Origin of the sequence: Couchioplanes caeruleus, from assembly GCF_023499255.1 — a bacterium.
In the GTDB taxonomy this organism is placed as follows: Bacteria; Actinomycetota; Actinomycetes; order Mycobacteriales; family Micromonosporaceae; genus Actinoplanes; species Actinoplanes caeruleus_A.
Genome location: NZ_CP092183.1, coordinates 5756940 through 5774177, shown reverse-complemented (window position 1 = coordinate 5774177; position 17238 = coordinate 5756940). Strand labels below are relative to the sequence as shown.

The window sequence follows — 17238 nt, the reverse complement described above, 5'->3', positions numbered from 1 at the left end:
GGGAACGAGAATGACGACGTACCGGGTCGGCTACTTCGTCGGAAGTCTGTCGTCCACCTCCGTGAACCGGGAACTCGCGCGTGCGCTGATCGCGGTGGCCCCGGACGGCCTGGAGTTCACCGAGATTCCCATCGGCAACCTGCCGCTCTACAGCCCGGACTACGACGCGAACTACCCGGCCGAGGCCACCGCGCTGAAGGACGCCATCCACCGGTCACAGGCCGTCCTCTTCGTCACGCCGGAGTACAACCGCTCGCTGCCGGGCGCCTTGAAGAACGCCATCGACTGGGCCTCGCGACCGTGGGGCCAGAACGCGTTCGACCACATCCCCGCGGCGGTGATCGGTGCCTCCATCGGTCAGATCGGCACCGCGCTGGCACAGCAGAGCCTGCGCGCCGTGCTCAGCTTCTGCAACGCCCGCCAGATGACGACGCCTGAGGCGTACATCCACTACACGCCGGAGGTCTTCCCCGGCGACGGCGTGGTCGCGGACGAGTCGACCAAGGCCTTCCTGAGCACCTTCATGGCCGAATTCCGGGACCACATCACGCGGGTCCTGACCGTTCTGCCGCGTCAGTCCGACGCAGCCCGAACCCGGTAGCCGGCCGGGTCACGATCTGGCCCCTGGACCGTCACCCGGGTCGGTGTCCACCGGATCGGCTGTGTCCAGGGCGGCCACGGCCTCGCCGACCCGGCGTTGTGCCATCTCGGCCACCATGGCCCGGAACGCCTTCTCGGACAGCGGGTAGGCCACCATGGCGGCGACCGCACCGAGGATCAGCACGGCCGGGAGCGCGCCGGCAGCCACCCGGATCGACGTCACCGCCGCGTCGGTCTGGGAGGCGCCGCCGGAGATGTAGCCGCCGAGGCCGATGGTGTAGGCGGCGACGGCCCCGCCGATGCCCTGTCCGGCCTTGCGGGTGAACGACAGCACGGCGTAGCTGCTGCCCTCGGCGCGGACGCCGCTGCGCCATTCGCCGTAGTCGACGGTGTCGGCCTGGAAGGCGAAGATCAGCGTGTTGGTCAGGCCCAGACCCATGCCCAGCACGCCGAAGGCGACGATGCCGATCCACGGCTGGGATCCGGGGGCGACGGCGACGCCGACGCCGCCGGCCGCGGCGACCACACCGCCGAGCAGGTACGCCCCTTTCTTGCCGAGCAGTCCCATCATCTTCGGCAGTGCGACGGCCGCGATGATCATGCCGACGTTCTGCACCACGGTCAGCACGATGTACAGGTTCGCGTTGTTCAGCACGTCCCGGGCGTAGTAGACGCCGACTGTCTGCAGCGAGAACATGCCGGACAGGCACAGCAGGGTGGACGCGCACAGGATCACCAGTGGCTTGTTGCGGCGCATCATCGCCAGGGTCTGCGCCAGGCCGACCTTGCGCGTGTCCGGGCGGATCATCTCGTGCGACGTCAGGAAGGTGAACAGGTACAGGACGAACCCGAGAACCGCGAAGAGGACGGTGATGAGCGTCAGCGCGCTCTGCAGGTTCGCCGCGTTCTGGATCTGCGGCGAGACGATCACGGCGATTCCCAGGATGGCCAGGCTGGACGCCACCATCCGGGCGGTGGACAGCTTGGCGCGCTCCTCGGGCACCTGGGTCATCGCGGCAGACAGCGATCCGTACGGGATGTTCACGAAGCTGTACGCCAGGCTGAACAAGGCGTACGACAGGTACGCGTACACCACTTTGGTGTCCTGGCTCAGCCCGCTCGGGATGGAGAACAGGGCGACGTTGAGCAGCAGCAGCGGGATCGAACCGAACAGCACGTACGGCCGGAACCGGCCCCATCGCGTCGACGTCGCGTCGGCGATCCGGCCGGCGAACAGATCGGTGACCCCACCCCACACCCGGATCACCAGGAACAACGTTCCGGCTGTCGCCGCCGCGATGCCGGCCACGTCGGTGTAGTAGATCAGCAGGAAGGCGGACGCCATGGAGAACGTCAGATTGTTCGCGGCATCGCCCACCGCGTAACCCAGGTACTGTCTGCGCCGCAATGCCGGGGGAGTGTCCCGGTGCGCCACGTCGGGCGCCTGAGGCGGTGCCGTGCCGGCCGTCATGTCCTGGCTCCCTCGGCGAATTCCTGGCACTGCTGTACGACCGTGCCGACGACCTCGGCGTCGTCGCCGAGAGCGGTGTCCAGCTCGTGCAGCACCCGTCGTACCGCGTCGCGCAGCGGTCCGTCGGCCAGGGGGATCACGGTCTCTGCGCGTACGTCGGTGACCGGCGCGCCCAGGCCGCGCAGGCAGCAGATCCAGGCGGCCAGGACCAGCGTGGCGCCGGTGGGCATCCGGCCGGCGGCCCGCTGTGCCCGCAGGACCGGCAGGATGCGGATCGGCAGCTTCTGCGAGCCGTCCGCGCCGATCTGGGCGAGGTGGTGGTGCATCCGCGGATTGGCGAACCGGTCCAGCAGCGCGCGGCGGTATGCGGCGAGGTCGGCCTCCGGCTGGTCCAGGTGTGCCGAGGCGGTCTGCCACCAGTGCTCCAGCCACTGCCGGCAGGTGGCGTCGGCGACGGCTTCCGCGACGGTCGTGTGCCCGCGGATCGAGCCGGCGTAGGCGAGCAGCGAATGGCCGCCGTTGAGCAGCCACAGCTTGCGGTGCTCGTACGGAGTCACGTCCTCGGTGAGGGTGGCACCGGCGTCCGGCCAGGCCGGGCGACCGGCGGGGAAGGATCCGCTGAGGACCCATTCGTGGAAGGGTTCGGTGGCCACGGGGCAGCTGTCGTCGAGACCGGTTGCCTCGCGGACGTGCCGGGCCTCGTCCGGAGCGGGCCGCGGGGTGATCCGGTCCACCGCGGTGGTCACGACCGCCAGCGACGCGTCCAGCCAGTCGGTGAGCGCCGGGTCGAACAGGCGTGCCATGTCGCGCACGACCCGACCCGCGATCGCGCCGTTACCGGGCACGTTGTCGCAGGGCACGAGAGCGATGGGGCCCGCACCTGCTGCCCGTCGTGCCGCCAGCCCGGCGACGATGCGGCCGGGTGTGGTGCGTACGAGGGCCGTGGGATCGTCGCGCAGCGCGGCGAGATCGGCCTGTACCTCGGGGCGGCCGGCGTCCAGCCCGCCATCCGGTCCGCGCAGGTAGCCGGCCTCGGTGACGGTCAAGGTCACCACGCTCAGGTCCACCGAGGCGAAGTACGCCAGCCACGCCTGGTGGTCGTCGGCGGCGTGAGCCCGGGACAGGCTGCCGATCACCTCGAAGCTGTCGCCGGACGGGTCGCGGGTGACCAGGGTGTACAGCCCGTCCTGGGCGGTCAGCCGTGCGGCGAGGTCGCCGCGTCCCAGCCCGGAGAAGGCGGCGTAGCCCCAGTCGCCGGCGTCCGGAGCGTGTTCGGTGTACCAGCACTGGTGGGCCCGGAAGAAGTTGCCGAGCCCGAGGTGCACCATCCGGACCGGCGGCGCCGCACGTCCGTTCCCGGCGGCTCGTGACAGCATTGCGCTCACAGCTTGAACACCACCCTCGGCTGGTCGGACACCAACCGGACCGCGATGTCGGCCGCCTCGTCCTCGCTGAGCCGGTGATCGGCCACCAGCCGGGCCAGGAAACCCGCGTCCACACGCCGTGACATGTCGTGCCGGGCCGGGATGGAGCAGAAGGCGCGGGTGTCGTCGACGAAGCCGGAGGTACGGGTGAAGCCGGCGATCTCCGTCACCGCCGAGCGGAACCGCGCGATGGCGTCCGGGGCGTCGAGGAACCACCACGGCACCCCGACGTACACCGACGGGTAGAAGGCGGCCATCGGCGCCAGCTCCCGTGACCACACGGTCTCGTCGACCGTGAAGACGACCAGATGGAACCCCGGATGGGTACCGAAACGCTCCAGGAGCGGTTGCAGCGCGTCGGTGAACTCGACCTGCAGCGGGATGTCGGCGCCGACGTCCGCCCCGTACCGCTGGAAGGTCGGCCGGTGGTGGTTGCGCCGCACGCCCGGGTGCAGCGTCATGACCAGGCCGTCGTCGCACGACATCCGGGCCATCTCCAGCAGCATGTGCCGTCGGAACGCCACGGCCTGCGCACTGCCGGCCTCACCGGCGAGCGCCGCCCGGTAGATCCGCGCGGCTTCGGCCGGGCTCAGCGGGTCGGTCCGGGCGTCCGGATGGCTGTGGTCGGCCGAGACCGCGCCGTGCGCGACGAAGTGCCGGCGCCGTTGCTCCAGAGCCGCGACGTAACCGGTGTAGTCGCCGGTGTCGGTGTCGGCGGCCTTGCCCAGGGCGGCCACCGCGTCGGTCCAGCCTTCCCCGCCCGGTTCCAGATACCGGTCCGGGCGGAAGGTGGGGATCACCCGGCCCTGCCAGGCCGGGTCGCCGGTGAGGGCGGCGTGCGCGGCCAGATCGGAGCAGGGGTCGTCGGTCGTCGCGAGCACCGATATCCCGAAGCGGTCGTACAGGGCCCTCGGCCGGAAGGCGTCGTCGGCGAGCGCGGCGCTGATCTGGTCGTAGATGGCGTCCGCGGTGTCCGCCGACGGCGTGACGGTGACGCCGAAGATGCCGGCGAGTTCCGCCTCGAGCCAGTAGCGCACCGGGGTGCCCTGATAGACGTGCCACCGCTCGCACAGCAGGCGCCACGCCTGCCGCGACGCGGTCTGCGACAACTCGCCCTGACCGACACCGAGCGCGGAGAGCTCGACGCCGTCGGCGTGCAGCAGCCGGGTCACGTAGTGGTCAGGGGCGAGCAGCAGCGTCGTCGGGTCCGGGAACGGGTGGTTGTCGAGCAGCACAGCAGGGTCGACGTGCCCGTGCGGGGAGATCAGCGGCAGCTGACGGACGTGGTCGTACAACCGGCGGGCCGTGGCCCGGGTCCAGGGCTCGACCGGCAGGAGCCGATCCGGATCCAACTCGAGCGCGGTGCCTGCCATGTGCGAGCCTCCAGCGGGTGTGCCTGCGGATGGTCAGGGGGCTGCGTCGGCGCCGGCTTCGGCGGCCTCGACCCGGGCCCGGCTGGCCGCCACGATCAGCTCCACGCAGGTGTCCAGATCCACAGCGGTGGAGTCGATCATCAAGTGGTACAGATGCGGTTCGTTGCCGTCGACGCCGTACGCCCGCCGGACGTACTCGATGCGGGTGCGGTCCTCCACGCGCCGACGCCGCTCGGCGGTGTCGTGGTCGATGCCGTCGACCGCCATCCGCCGCCTCAGCCGGGCCTCGCGTGGACCGCGGAGGTACACGTGCAGCGCCCACGGCACCGACTGCAGGATCACCATGCCGCCGCGGCCGATCGCCACACCGCCGGACACACTGGCGTTCGCGAGGAACTGCTCGATGCGGGCCCGGACGTAGCGCTCCTGCATGTCGAGCCGTTCGGCGGAACCGGCCGTACCGCCGCTGGAGGTCGTGCTGCGTCCCAGGCTCGCCCACAGCCGCTGCGGAACAGTGCGTGGCTGGTCGTCGATGGCCGCGACGGCGTTCTCCGGCAGGCCGGTCTGCTCCGCCACCGCCTCCGGAATCGTCCGGTCCAGCAGGGGGACCGAGAGTCGTTCGGCCACCTTCGGTCCGACGGTGCTGCCGCCCGCCCCGTAGAGGGCGGCGAGGGTGACGACAGGGCGATGGCGTTGCCGGGCGCGGGTCATGTCAGCGGGCTCGCAGTCGCCGTCGTGGCGGCTCGCCGGTCGGCACTGTAGGGCTGTTCATGGAGAGACACCCCTCCTGTGGGATCTCCTCACATGTGTCCACGACCGGCACCTCTTAACCGCGCCGGCCGCAATCTTCTTCGCTTTTCGGGTGGCCCCGGCCGTGGAATCGCTGCGGGCGCCGCCGATGCATCGCTCCGGTGGTCTTGCCGAGCGAAGGCGCGGCAGAGCACGGTTGAATCATGGACCGATACGACGTGGTGGTGCTGGGCGCGGGAGCGGGCGCCAAGCTGATCTGGGGTGCGGTACCCGACCGTAGGATCGCGGTGGTCGAGGAGGCGCGCGTCGGTGGCGACTGCCCCTTCGTCGCCTGCGTGCCGAGCAAGGCCATGCTGCGTGCGGCGTACGTGTGGAGAACCCCCACGGACCCGCAGTGGGCAGCCATGTTCTCCGGCCGGGTCACCGCGCGCGAAGCGTACGCGGAGGCCGTGCGCCGCCGGGACCGGATCGTCCATGGCCGGGACGACAGCGTGAACGCCGCCGGCCTGGCCAAGACCGGCGCGACGTTGCTGAGGGGGCACGGCCGGGTCGTTCGTGCCGGCGTCCTGGACGTCTCGGGCACCGAGATCGGATACGGCGATCTGGTCTTGAACACCGGATCGGCGCCCGTGCGTCCGGCGATACCGGGCCTCGACACCGTGCCGGTGTGGACCAGCGACGAGGCGCTCAGCACGACCGTGTTTCCGGATTCGGCTGTCGTGGTCGGCGGCGGTCCCGTCGGTTGCGAACTCGCCTACCTGTTCGCCGCCTTCGGCACCGTGGTGACCCTCGTGCAGCGCGGCCCCGGGCTTGTCCCCCGCGAGGAGCCACAGACCTCGGAGGAGCTGCGCGATCTCCTGGTCGAGGCGGGGGTCGACGTCCGGCTGACGACGCAGGTCGCGAGCCTCGAACCCCGCGGAGCCGGTGCCCACGTCAAGCTGGACAGCGGCGCGGAGCTCGACGCCGACGTGGTGATCCTCGCCGCGGGAAGACGCCCGCGCTCGGCCGGCCTGGGCCTGGAGGTCCTGGGCATCCGGCCGGACGAGAGGGGCGCTGTCCCGATCGACGAGCGCTGCCGGGTGGCGGGTGCGGACCGGGTGTGGGCGGTCGGTGACGTCACCGGTATCGCGCCCTTCACGCACACGGCTCACTACCAGGGCCGCGTCGTCGCGGCGAATCTGTCGGGGCGCCGGACGCGCGCCGATTACCGCGCGATACCCCGGGCCGTCTACACCAGTCCGGCGTTCGTGTCGGTCGGCCACACCGAAAGCTCGGCACGTGACGCCGGCATCGACCCCCTGATCGCCCACACCCCGATGAGCCAGGCCGTGCGCTCGGCGACCGAGGGGGAGCCGCGGGGATGGCTGAGGCTGCTCGCCGACCCGGCGACCGGAGTCGTGATCGGAGCCGGCGCGATGGGCGGCTACGCCGAGGAATGGATCTCGGAGGTGGCCCTGATGATCCGCGCCCAGATCCCGGTCGACGTCGCCCGGGACGTGGTCCACCCGTTCCCGACGTTCAGCGAGGTTCTGGAGGCCCCGCTGTGGGACCTCGCCGCGCGCCTGGACGACAGGTGACTGAGGGCCGGCCTCGGCAACGCCGGGTGGCCCCCTGACGGATCAGCGGGCGAGCCAGGCGAGGGCGGCGACGACCAGCGCCTGGGTGCCGGTGGTCAGGGTGGGCTGCAGGACGGGGGCGAAGGTGGCCGAGTGGTTGACCGGGATGTCCTGGGTGACGCGGCCGGCCTCCTGGGCACGGCGGTACACGTCCGGGTCGATCCCGCCGATGCACCAGTACGTGTACGGCACCCCCAGCGCGCGGGGGATGTCGCTGAAGTCCTCGCTCGCGGACTGCTGCTCGATGGCCTCGGCGTGGTCGCCGAAGAACTCGGTGAACGCGGTGGCCACCCGTTGCGTGGTGGCGGTGTCGTTGTCGGTCAGCGGGAAGCGGTCGAACAGCTCGAACTCGGGCTCGCGGGGTGAGCCGGAGGCCTGGCATTCCGCGGTGACGATCCGGCGGATCGCGCCGAGCATCGTCTCGCGGGTGCTGTCGTTGTAGGTGCGCAGGTTGAGCTGCAGCTGGGCGCTGTCGGGGATGACGTTGCTCTTGGTGCCGGCCTGGATGCTGCCCACGGTGAGCACGGCGGTCTCCGTGGGCGGCACCTCGCGCGCCACGACGGTCTGCAGCCGGACGACGATCATGGCGGCCAGCACGACCGGGTCGACGGCGGCCTGCGGCATGGATCCGTGTGCGCCGCGGCCGTGCACGGTGATGCGCATGCTGTCGGCTGCGGACAGCACCGGGCCGGGGTGGGTGCCGACCCGGCCGGCGGGAAAGGCCATGACGTGCTGCGCGAGGGCCACGTCGACGCCGGGGACCATCTTCGCGAGCCCGTCGTCGATCATGCCGCGGGCGCCGTCGCCGGTTTCCTCCGCGGGCTGGAACAGCACGGTCAGGGTGCCGCTCCAGGCGTCGCGGGCGGCGGCGAACAGCCGGGCGGCGCCGAGCAGGCAGGCTACGTGGACGTCGTGCCCGCAGGCGTGCATGACCGCGACGTCGCCGCTGGTGGCGGTGCTCGCATAGGGAAGGCCGGTCTCTTCGCGTACCGGCAGGGCGTCCATGTCGGCGCGCAGCAGCACCGAGGGGCCGTCACCGTTGGTCAGGACACCGACCACGCCGGTGCCGCCGACCTCGGTCTCGACCTGGAACCCCGCCTTCTGCAGGACGTCGGTGACCGCCGCCGCGGTCCGGTGCTCCTGGTGGGACAGCTCGGGGTGCTGGTGCACGGAGCGATAGAGCTCTTCCTGCTCGGCGCGTATGCCGTCCAGACCGGCCAGCACGGCCGACGCCGCGGATGATGCGGGCACAGGTTCCTCCTTGCGGGTGGAATGCGGCTTCACCACCCTGTCGACGGTACGCGCGTTGACACCGTCCGGCTGTGTCGTGGCACCGATGTCCCGGCCGACTGTGTGCAGGAACCGGGCGACCGGCCGCGCCTGGCGATAGGGTCCGGGGAGGGAAGGTCGATCTCCAGGAGGACCGATGGCCGAGCAGATACCGATCGGTGCTCGGGTCAAGCCGCTGCTGGACGTCGACGGTCTGACGTTCAAGGACCTCAACGGCAACGGCCGGCTCGACCCGTACGAGGACTGGCGGCTGAGCCCGGCCGAGCGGGCGACCGACCTGGTGTCCCGGATGTCGCCCGCCGAGAAGATCGGGTTGATGGTCATCAACTCCCGCTCGATGGGCATCTCCCAGCACGACCCGGAGCTGACCAGCCACGACGGTGCCCTGGACGAGCAGTATCACCGGATCAAGAACGACCCGCACAACACGGCGGGGCTGCCCTACGAGGGGACGACCCAGCAGATCACCGAGTTGCACATGCGGCACTTCATCATGCGGGAGACGCCACCGGGCTCGAAGATCGCCACGTGGGTGAACGCGATGAACGAGGTCGCCGAGGGGACGCGCCTGGGCATACCGGTGCTGGTCGCCGCGAACTCCAAGAACGAGCTCGGTGGCTTCAAGCTGGGTGCCACGGCCCGGGACCAGGAGTTCACCCAGTGGCCCGGCACGCTGGGATTGGCGGCCGCCGCGGACCTGGCGTTGATCCGCGACTTCGCTGACAAGTCGCGCGCCGAGTGGGTGGCCTCCGGCCTGCGCAAGGGCTACATGTACATGGCGGACACGGCGACCGACCCGCGATGGTTCCGGACCAACGGCACCTTCGGTGAGGATCCCCGGTTCATCAGCCGGGCGATCGCCGTCGTCGTCCGGGCCTTCCAGGGCGAGGACGGCCCCGGCCGGGACGGGGTGGCGCTGACGATCAAGCACTTCCCCGGGGGCGGGGCGCGGGAGAACGGCTTCGACCCGCATTACGCGGAGGGCCGGTTCAACGTCTACCCGACGCCGGGGTCCCTGGCGACCTACCATCTGCCGCCGTTCCAGGCGGCGATCGACGCCGGCGTCTCCAGCATCATGCCGTACTACGCGATCCCGTCGGACGAGAAGTCGGCGATGCCGCAGTCGCCGCTGGACCACTTCGAGCAGGTCGGTTTCGCCTTCAACCAGCCGTTCCTCGACCTGCTGCGGGAGATGGGGCACCGCGGCTACGTCAACTCCGACTCCGGCATCCTGTCCAAGATGGCCTGGGGGGTGTCCGAGCTGAGCGTCCCCGAGCGGGTGGGCAGGGCGGTGACGGCGGGTACGGACATCATCGCCGACACCAACGACGTCGGCTCGATCCGTACCGCCTTCCTGGACGGGCTGTTCAGCACCGAGCGGCTGGACCAGGCCGCGCACCGGCTGGTGACCGAGATGTTCGCCCTCGGCCTGTTCGACGACCCGTACGTCGATCCGCAGCGGGCGGACGAGGTGGTGGCCAACGCGTCGTACGCCGCGGTGGCCGAGGAGGCACACCGCAGGTCGGTGGTCCTGATGAAGAACCACGACGGCGCGCTGCCGCTGACACCTGCCCGCCTGGCCGGGCAGCGTGTCTACGTCGAACTGTTCGAGCGAGACCTCACGGTGGCCGAACTTGACCGGCTCCGCGCGAGCCTGGCCGCAGCGCACCCCGGCATCGAGTTCACCGTCGACTATCACCGGGCCGACGTCGCCGTGCTGTTCCTCAACCCGTTCACCGGCTCCTACTTCGATTTCACCGGCCTGCTGGACCTCGACATCCATGAGGCCACGAACATCGACCTGGCCAAGGTCAGGCGGATCCGGTCGGCGGTACCGCGGCTCGTGGTCGGTCTCAACGTGATCCTGCCGTGGCTGCTCGGCACCGTCGAGCCGCTGGCCGACGCCCTCGTGGCCGGTTTCGACACCCGGACCGAGGCCCTCTTCGACGTCATCGTCGGCGACGCAAAGCCGCGCGGCCGGCTGCCCCTGACCTTCCCGGCCGGCAACGCGGCCATCGCCGTCGACGAGAAGGGGATGTGCGCCTCGCCCAACGACGTGCCGGGGTTCGACAAGGAGAAGTACATGGACGGCCGGCCGTACGTCTACGTCGACAGCGACGGGAACCGGTACCGGTGCGGGCACGGTCTGTCGTACGACGCACCAGAGGAGGCACCACGGTGAGCTCGGACAGCACCGACGCGTCGAAGCTTGTGATGCCTGCGGCGTTCATCGGGCACGGCAACCCGATGAACGCCCTCGACGTCAACCGCTACACCACCGCGTGGAAGGCCTTCGGCGCTGCCGTGCCGCGCCCGCGTGCCATCCTGGTCGTCAGCGCCCACTGGTACATCAATGCCACCGCGGTCACCGCGATGCCTCAGCCCCGCACCATCCACGATTTCTACGGCTTCCCGAAGCCGTTGTTCGAGGTGCAGTATCCCGCCCCCGGCCTGCCGGAGCTGGCCACCGAGATCAGCGACGTGGTGCACCCCACCTGGGTCGGCGCGGACGTCGACAGCTGGGGCATCGACCATGGCACCTGGTCGGTCCTGATGCACGCCTTCCCCGACGCGTCGATCCCGGTCGTGCAGCTCAGCATCAACGCCGACAAGCCCTTCGACTATCACCTTCAGCTCGGCGCCAAGCTGGCCCCGCTGCGCGAGCGCGGAGTGCTGATCATCGCGAGCGGCAACGTCGTCCACAACCTGCGCGGCATGGACTGGAAACTCGCCGACGACGGGTACGAGTGGACACAACGCTTCGACGAAGACGCCAAGGTCCGCATGCTCAGCGACCCTGCCGAGTTCGCCACGCTGGACGCCCACCACGACTACCACCGGGCGGTGCCGACACCGGACCACTTCATCCCCGCCCTGTACCTGGCCGGCCTCGCCTCGGCATCCGGCGCGGCGGACACCGACGTCCTGGTCGACGGGTACGCGTACGGTTCGCTGTCGATGACGGCGTACACCCTCGGCCTGCCCCGTCCCGAGAGCTCGGACGACGGGGGAGTGCCGCAGCCGCCCGCCGACCTGCCACCCGACACGTCCAACATCTGACTCATCGCCTAGGACGGCGATCCGCAGCGCGCCGGCAGGTCTGTGACGAGCGGACCGGACCGTCTGCGCGCAGACTTCGGATACGGGCCGGCTTCGCGAAGACGCCGCACGGTGGCTTCCCACGGAACAGGGACGTGTCCGATGGTGCGGACGACAGCGCAAAGGTGGATGCGGTTCGCCTCGCCGTACGCGCAGCAGGCCCTGGCCGCAGCGGTGGCCTGGCTCGTCGCCGTGCGGATGGCGGGCCATGCGGATCCGTTCTTCGCCCCGATCGCGGCGGTCGTCGGGCTGAACGCCACGCTGGGACGCCGGGGGTCGAACGCGGTACGGCTGCTCGCCGGGGTGCTGATCGGTGTCCTCGTCGGGGAGGCGGCGTTCTCGCTGGCCGGTGACGGGGTGTGGACCCTCGCCGGGGCCACGTTCACCGCCATGCTGCTCGCCCGGGCGGTGCACGACGCGCGGATCGTCCGCGCCCAGGCAGCCGTCGCAGCGATCCTGATCATCGTGGTCGGTCAGCCGCAGCACGGCTGGGACCGGCTGCTGGACGCCGTCATCGGCTCCGCGGTCGCGCTGGCGTTCAGCCAGCTGCTGTTTCCTCCGGAACCGCTCCGGCTGCTGCGCCTGGCCGAGGCACGGGTGCTGACGCGCCTGGCGGCCGGCCTGCGAGCGGCCGCCGAGGCAGTCGAGCACGGGGACCGGCCGCGCGCGGACGATGCCACGGCGCTGCTGCGCGACGTACACGGTGATCTCGAGGCGTTGAGGACAGCGCGCAGTGCCAGCGATCGGATCGTCCGGCACGGTCTGACCTGGCGGCGGCGGGCCGGCCTCGTCGTGACCGAGCGGGAACGCGCGGACCATCTGGACCTTCTGGCCGGCAGCTGCCTCGCACTCACCCGATCGGTCACCGCCGTGCGCGGGCCGCATCGCGCCCGGCTGGCGGCCACCGTCCGGCACCTGGCGGCGGCCCTGGCGGATCTCGCGGACGACCCCGCGGACGAAGTGACCCGGCAGGTCGCCGCAGAGCGTGCCGCCGACCTCGCGGCGTCGCTGATCGAGCACGGAGACGACGTCCGGGCGCAGTCCGCGGTGGCCGCGGCGTACGCGAGCATCCGGATGGTCGCGGCCGACGTCATGGTGTTCGCCGGCGTCGATCCCGAGCGGTCGTTCCGGGACACCTTCCCGGCCTGAGCCCGGCCTGCGGTCGCGGGTCAGCGGACCTGCAGCGGTGGCGGGCCGTCGCCGCCCGCCTCGTACTCGAGCAGGGGCACGGCATCGGCGCGCCAGGCGCGCAACACCGGTTCCATGATCTGCCACGTCCGTACGGCCTGGTCACCGCGGACCGACAGCGTCGGGTCGGCGGCGAGCACCCCGGCGAGCACCTGGCCGTAGGCCGGCAGGTCGCCGGGCTCGAGCTGCGTGTGCATCGCGACCCGCTCGACCGTCCGGGGGTCGGCGAGGCCGTTGACGTTGAAGTCCAGCCGCAGCACCTCAGGGTCCAGGCCGATGTGCAACCGATCGGACCGCTCGTAGCCCAGCAGCCCCTCCGGAACCCAATTGGGCTCCTTGAACGTGATCACGACACGCTTGTCCAGTGCACGCAGCGCCTTGCCGGTGCGCAGCCGGAACGGCACTCCGGCCCACCGCCACGTGTTCACCTCCACGATCACCTCGGCGAACGTCTCGGTGCGCCGGTCCGGGTCGACGCCCTCCTCGTCGGCGTACGACGGCACGCTCCGCTCGCCCACCGTGGCGGCGGTGTAGCGGGCCCGGCGGCTGCTGCGGACCGGGTCGGCGCCCCACACGCGGGTGGCCCGCAGCACCGCGGACGCCCCGTCGCGGACGTCGCGGGCGTCGAGCGTGCTCGGCGGCTCCATCGCCACCAGCGACAGCACATGCAGGGCGTGGCTCTGCAGCATGTCCACGAGGGCGCCCGCGCTGTCGTAGTAGCCGGCCCGGCCCTCCAACGCCAGGCTCTCCTCGAGCAGGATGTCGACGCCGGACACGTGGTTGGAGTTCAGAACCGACTCCAGCATCCGATTGGTGTAACGCAGGCCGAAGATGTTCAGCACGGTGGACAGGCCGAGGTAGTGATCCACCCGGTGGACCTGGTCCTCCGGCACGAGCCGGGTGAGGATCTCGTTGAGCGCGTCGGCGCTCGCGGCGTCGCTGCCGAACGGCTTCTCCAGCACCAGCCGGGTGCCGGCCGGCAGGTCGACGCCCGTCAGCGCCCGGCAGGCCTGCTCCGCGATCGCGGGCGGCAACGCGAAATACAGGACGACCGGGCCCGGCGGACAGGTGCCCAGCAGCCGGTCGAGATCCTGCGCTGCCGTCACGTCGGCCTGGACGTAGCGGGCGGTGCGGATGATGGTCTCGGCGTCCGGTGACCGGTCCGCCTCGCCGGCGAACGCCTGCCGGACCCGGTTGCGCCACTGGTCGTCGTCCCAGTCGGCCCGGTCGCTGCCCACCAGCCGCATCGGCAGGTGCCGCCGGTTCACCAGCTCGGCCAGCCCGGGTAGCAGCAGGCGGGCGGTGAGGTCACCGGCGGCGCCGAGCACCACCAGGGTCGGTTCCTCGGACGGGATCATCGGTCCACTCTTGCAGCTTCCCGTGTGAGGGCGTCAAGAGAAGGCCGAGATGACCCCGTCGAGGAATTCAGCCCCGCGTTCCGGGCGCTCGACCGTCTCCCGATGGCTCCGCCGAGGCCGAGGCGGCGCCATCTTGCCGCGGGCGCCTGCAGCGACGACAAACCGGGCGGTTCACCTGCCGGACCGTCGAGGTCCGGGTCGCCGGCCGCCACGCGCCGGCCCGGACCTGCGGGGCCGGGCCGGCTGATCGGCCGGGCCATCGACGGCACCGGGGCTGGAGAACGACACCGAGGGCGCCGCAGGACGGGAGGACTGGGGCGGCGGCCATTGCGACCCCGCGATCTGCGCTCCGGTGACCGGCAGCGGGGGCGAGATCTGGTCGAGCAAGCGCTGCGCCACAGTGGCGTCGATCTCGACGTCAGCGCTGATGCGCACATCGGCAGCGGTCGCCAGGTCCACGACGTCGTCACTGGCGAACGCAGCGGCTCCCAGAGTGCTCAGCCGCCGTGCGAACTCCTGTACGTTGATCATGTACAGCCTCATCCTCGAGTTGCTCTTGATCCACCGTAACCCGCCGCTTCGGTCAGCGGTTCCTGCGCCCACCGCGCGCGGCCATGACGTTGTGGTTACCCACGCCGGCCTGCAACGCACGCACATGGCGATGAGCGGATGTCGTCGCGAAGCGGTGTGTCAGCCGTTGCCGGGCGTCCCGGTGGTGCGGAGGTCGGCGAGGAATTTCCGGCGCAGTGCCGGAATCTTACCGGTCAGGAAGAAGTGGGCTCGTGCGCCTCCGAGGGCGAGTTCGCCACCGATTCCCGCCTCGTACAGGGAGTCCTCGGCGGAGGTGCCGTTGTTGTGCAGCGAGTCCGCGACCAGGGCGGTGCCGTAGGGCAGCATTCTCGCTTCGTAGTCACCGATGGCGGTGACGATGTCCTTCTGGCCCGCTGCCGCGGCGACCAGTTCGCGGCAGAGAGTGGCGGCGTCCCAGAGTGCGGTGTTCGCGCCGACGCCTTGTCCCGGGGTCATCGTGTGGATGGCATCGCCGAGCAGGGTGACGGTCGTCGGCGTCCATGCGGGTACCGGGGCGGACGTGGCGATCCGCAGGGCGAACGCCGCGTCGGGGTCGGAGAGCTCGAACAGCCGGCGAAGTCTCGGATGCCAGCCGGTTGTCGCGTCGAGTGCGGCGCGGATGAGGTCGTTGCCGCGCAGTTGTCTGATCCCGGCCGGAAACCTGTCGTCGGTACTCCAGATGGACAGGTTGATGTAGTCGCGGGTGTTGTCGAACTGCAGCCCCGGCCAGGTATCCGGCAGGGCGGCGTTCTTCGGCCGGCCGTCGGCGTCCCACGGAAACTCCATGACGTGCAGCATTCCCATCATGCCGCCGTCCCCGAAGATCAACGACAGCCCGTTCACGACCTCGTCGGCAAGCAACGCGCGGGTGTGCGCGGTCAGGGGCGTCTTGGTCGCGATGGAGGTGATCCCGGTGTCGGTCACGCTCGCGTGCGGAAGGTACTGGCGTCGAACCGCGGAGCGCGTTCCGTCCGCCGCGACGAGGACGTCTGCCTCTGCTGTGGTGCCGTCGGCGAAGGAGGCCGTCACGGTGCCGTCGCCGCCGACGCCGTGCAGGCGTACCGGGCCGCCGTCGACGACACCGACCGCGAGATGGCGCGCATCCTCAAGGTGAACCGGACCGACCTGCGGTGCCTGGAACTGCTGCTGAACGCCGGCGGAGTGTCACCGCGCGAGCTGGGTCACCGGCTGGGGCTGACCACGGGCAGCGTCACGGCGATGCTCGACCGGCTCGAACGCCTCGGCCTCCTGACGCGCACCCGGCATCCGAGCGACCGCCGCATGGTCGTGGTGTCGATGACCGCCACCGCGGCAGCACGCTGCTACGACCTGTACGCCCCGCTGATCGCCGACGGCAACGCCGACCTCGCGGAAAAGTTCGACCTGGACCAGCTGCGCCTGATCACCCAGGCGATGCGTACGTTGACCGAGGCGCAGAACCGGCACGTCGACCGGCTCCTGAACGCGCCTCGATGAGCGACTCGGAGCCGATCCCGGCGTCGATGGTGGCGTTGGCTCCGGCTCGTCCGGCGGGCCAAGCTAGTCCGGCAGCCGTACCCCGAAGCCGTGAACGGGTGGCGCGGCCACGCAGAACGCCGTGAGCAGGGCGCAGGCCAGCACGCACAGGGCCGCGGTCCGCCGTGCCGCACAGTCGGGCAACGTTCCCGTGGCGGCCACCCCGGCACCCCACGGCAGCGACCACCACACGGCGAACTGCCCGGCGGCCGTGATGCTCGTGTAGCCCCAGTAGGCGCACAGCAGGAGGGGAGTCCCGCCGGCGAGCACCGCGCCGGCGAGGACCCCACCGACGACCTGGATCAGCGACGGCCGGTGCACGCTGCGGCCGGTGCGGTACAGCAGCACACTGACAACGACGGCGGCACCTGCCGCGGCGCCCATGACGAGGGACACCAGCGATCCGGCAGCCGCCCGGTGCGGGCTCGCCCCGTCCGCCCCGGCCAGATTCCACCAGTCGCGGTGAGCGACCACGGCGATCCCGCCCACCTGCAGCGCGGCCAGCCCGGCGGTCACCGCGGCGACGCGCGCCGTCGAGGGGCGTACGGCGGCGACGAGACCGGCGACGCCGAGCATCGTGATCAGCACCGGCAACGTCGACGGGTACGGCGTCATCCACACCCGCCCGAGCCGGAAGTCCGGGTAGCGATCGGGATAGTCACTCCAGCTGGCCGGCAGGGCGAAGAGGACGCCCACCAAGCCCGCCAGCAGGGTGAGCAACGCGCCGTACACCCGAGCCCTCAGCATCTGCCGGGATCTTCCCAGCGGCAGCACCGCACCAGCGCCCACACGGTGTGTCAACGAGGTGTCCCGCCGGTTCGTGACCGGTACCGGCATACGTCGTAGATCACGACTTGGCGACGTATTGGCATCAGCCGCGCGAGACGACTCAAACGCGGCCTAGGCCGACATTAAGTCTCACTTAAGAGCGGTGACGTACGTCGATGCGGCGATACCGTCAGGCCCCCTCCTGGCGTCCGCCAC

General features: G+C 71.0%; 14 protein-coding genes. 6 read left to right on the top strand and 8 right to left on the bottom strand.

The genetic code is table 11. The features are described from left to right. Positions 1 to 10 precede the first annotated feature (10 nt). Positions 11 to 601, top strand: coding sequence for an NADPH-dependent FMN reductase (locus COUCH_RS26705; RefSeq protein WP_249607956.1), 591 nt, complete (start codon positions 11 to 13; stop codon positions 599 to 601). Between the two features lie 9 nt (positions 602 to 610). Here the strand turns inward: COUCH_RS26705 and COUCH_RS26700 are convergent, their stop codons facing one another. Genes COUCH_RS26700 through COUCH_RS26685 form a run of 4 tightly spaced genes read right to left on the bottom strand, consistent with a single transcriptional unit; the run spans position 611 to position 5579 of the window. Next, positions 611 to 2071 (bottom strand): glycoside-pentoside-hexuronide (GPH):cation symporter, encoded by a 1461-nt coding sequence (locus COUCH_RS26700; RefSeq protein WP_249607955.1) that lies wholly within the window; start codon positions 2069 to 2071, stop codon positions 611 to 613. Beyond that, the gene (locus COUCH_RS26695) at positions 2068 to 3447 is read right to left on the bottom strand and encodes a mannitol dehydrogenase family protein (RefSeq protein ID WP_249607954.1); all 1380 of its coding nucleotides are present in this window, start codon (positions 3445 to 3447) and stop codon (positions 2068 to 2070) included. Before COUCH_RS26695 ends, COUCH_RS26700 begins: the two co-directional genes overlap by 4 nt. 5 nt (positions 3448 to 3452) lie before the next feature. Then, positions 3453 to 4868: a glucuronate isomerase gene (gene uxaC / locus COUCH_RS26690; RefSeq protein ID WP_249607953.1), complete on the bottom strand. Its 1416-nt coding sequence runs from the start codon at positions 4866 to 4868 to the stop codon at positions 3453 to 3455. 33 nt (positions 4869 to 4901) lie between these two features. Then, the gene (locus tag COUCH_RS26685; RefSeq protein WP_249607952.1) at positions 4902 to 5579 is read right to left on the bottom strand and encodes an AAA family ATPase; all 678 of its coding nucleotides are present in this window, start codon (positions 5577 to 5579) and stop codon (positions 4902 to 4904) included. Between the two features lie 242 nt (positions 5580 to 5821). Between COUCH_RS26685 and COUCH_RS26680 the strand changes: the two genes are divergently transcribed. Then, entirely contained in the window at positions 5822 to 7195 is a 1374-nt protein-coding gene (locus tag COUCH_RS26680) for a dihydrolipoyl dehydrogenase family protein (RefSeq protein ID WP_249607951.1), read from the top strand. A gap of 42 nt (positions 7196 to 7237) precedes the next feature. On the opposite strand, the gene COUCH_RS26675 is transcribed toward COUCH_RS26680, so the two are convergent. Continuing rightward, positions 7238 to 8485, bottom strand: a complete 1248-nt coding sequence (locus COUCH_RS26675) for an amidohydrolase (RefSeq protein WP_249607950.1) — start codon at positions 8483 to 8485, stop codon at positions 7238 to 7240. A 175-nt stretch (positions 8486 to 8660) separates the two neighbouring features. On the opposite strand from COUCH_RS26675, the gene COUCH_RS26670 reads away from it, so the two are divergent. The 3 genes from COUCH_RS26670 to COUCH_RS26660 all read left to right on the top strand — a co-directional run bounded on the left by COUCH_RS26670 (position 8661) and on the right by COUCH_RS26660 (position 12772). Continuing rightward, positions 8661 to 10706 carry a glycoside hydrolase family 3 protein gene (locus COUCH_RS26670; RefSeq protein ID WP_249607949.1) on the top strand — a complete coding sequence of 682 codons (2046 nt, stop codon included), beginning with the start codon at positions 8661 to 8663 and terminating at the stop codon, positions 10704 to 10706. Next, positions 10703 to 11584 carry a 4,5-DOPA dioxygenase extradiol gene (ygiD, locus tag COUCH_RS26665; protein WP_249607948.1) on the top strand — a complete coding sequence of 294 codons (882 nt, stop codon included), beginning with the start codon at positions 10703 to 10705 and terminating at the stop codon, positions 11582 to 11584. Before COUCH_RS26670 ends, ygiD begins: the two co-directional genes overlap by 4 nt. Before the next feature lie 141 nt (positions 11585 to 11725). Then, positions 11726 to 12772: an FUSC family protein gene (locus COUCH_RS26660; RefSeq protein WP_249607947.1), complete on the top strand. Its 1047-nt coding sequence runs from the start codon at positions 11726 to 11728 to the stop codon at positions 12770 to 12772. Between the two features lie 20 nt (positions 12773 to 12792). Here the strand turns inward: COUCH_RS26660 and COUCH_RS26655 are convergent, their stop codons facing one another. Together COUCH_RS26655 and COUCH_RS26650 are read right to left on the bottom strand one after the other, a co-directional pair. Then, positions 12793 to 14169, bottom strand: a complete 1377-nt coding sequence (locus tag COUCH_RS26655) for a glucose-6-phosphate dehydrogenase (RefSeq protein ID WP_249607946.1) — start codon at positions 14167 to 14169, stop codon at positions 12793 to 12795. A gap of 690 nt (positions 14170 to 14859) precedes the next feature. Beyond that, positions 14860 to 15663: an FAD-dependent oxidoreductase gene (locus COUCH_RS26650; protein ID WP_249607945.1), complete on the bottom strand. Its 804-nt coding sequence runs from the start codon at positions 15661 to 15663 to the stop codon at positions 14860 to 14862. 6 nt (positions 15664 to 15669) lie between these two features. Between COUCH_RS26650 and COUCH_RS26645 the strand changes: the two genes are divergently transcribed. Then, on the top strand, positions 15670 to 16215 hold the full coding sequence (locus COUCH_RS26645) for a MarR family winged helix-turn-helix transcriptional regulator (RefSeq protein WP_249607944.1): 546 nt from the start codon (positions 15670 to 15672) through the stop codon (positions 16213 to 16215). 63 nt (positions 16216 to 16278) lie between these two features. Here the strand turns inward: COUCH_RS26645 and COUCH_RS26640 are convergent, their stop codons facing one another. Then, on the bottom strand, positions 16279 to 17001 hold the full coding sequence (locus tag COUCH_RS26640; protein ID WP_249607943.1) for a hypothetical protein: 723 nt from the start codon (positions 16999 to 17001) through the stop codon (positions 16279 to 16281). Positions 17002 to 17238: the final 237 nt, after the last annotated feature.

Bases quoted from the DNA above. Each gene is read 5' to 3' on its own strand.
- COUCH_RS26680 (WP_249607951.1), top strand. From the start codon at position 5,822: ATGGACCGATACGACGTGGTGGTGCTGGGCGCGGGAGCGGGCGCCAAG.
- COUCH_RS26685 (WP_249607952.1), bottom strand. From the start codon at position 5,579: ATGACCCGCGCCCGGCAACGCCATCGCCCTGTCGTCACCCTCGCCGCC.
- COUCH_RS26640 (WP_249607943.1), bottom strand. From the start codon at position 17,001: ATGCTGAGGGCTCGGGTGTACGGCGCGTTGCTCACCCTGCTGGCGGGC.
- COUCH_RS26700 (WP_249607955.1), bottom strand. From the start codon at position 2,071: ATGACGGCCGGCACGGCACCGCCTCAGGCGCCCGACGTGGCGCACCGG.
- COUCH_RS26695 (WP_249607954.1), bottom strand. From the start codon at position 3,447: ATGCTGTCACGAGCCGCCGGGAACGGACGTGCGGCGCCGCCGGTCCGG.
- COUCH_RS26660 (WP_249607947.1), top strand. From the start codon at position 11,726: ATGGTGCGGACGACAGCGCAAAGGTGGATGCGGTTCGCCTCGCCGTAC.
- COUCH_RS26655 (WP_249607946.1), bottom strand. From the start codon at position 14,169: ATGATCCCGTCCGAGGAACCGACCCTGGTGGTGCTCGGCGCCGCCGGT.
- COUCH_RS26705 (WP_249607956.1), top strand. From the start codon at position 11: ATGACGACGTACCGGGTCGGCTACTTCGTCGGAAGTCTGTCGTCCACC.
- uxaC (WP_249607953.1), bottom strand. From the start codon at position 4,868: ATGGCAGGCACCGCGCTCGAGTTGGATCCGGATCGGCTCCTGCCGGTC.
- COUCH_RS26670 (WP_249607949.1), top strand. From the start codon at position 8,661: ATGGCCGAGCAGATACCGATCGGTGCTCGGGTCAAGCCGCTGCTGGAC.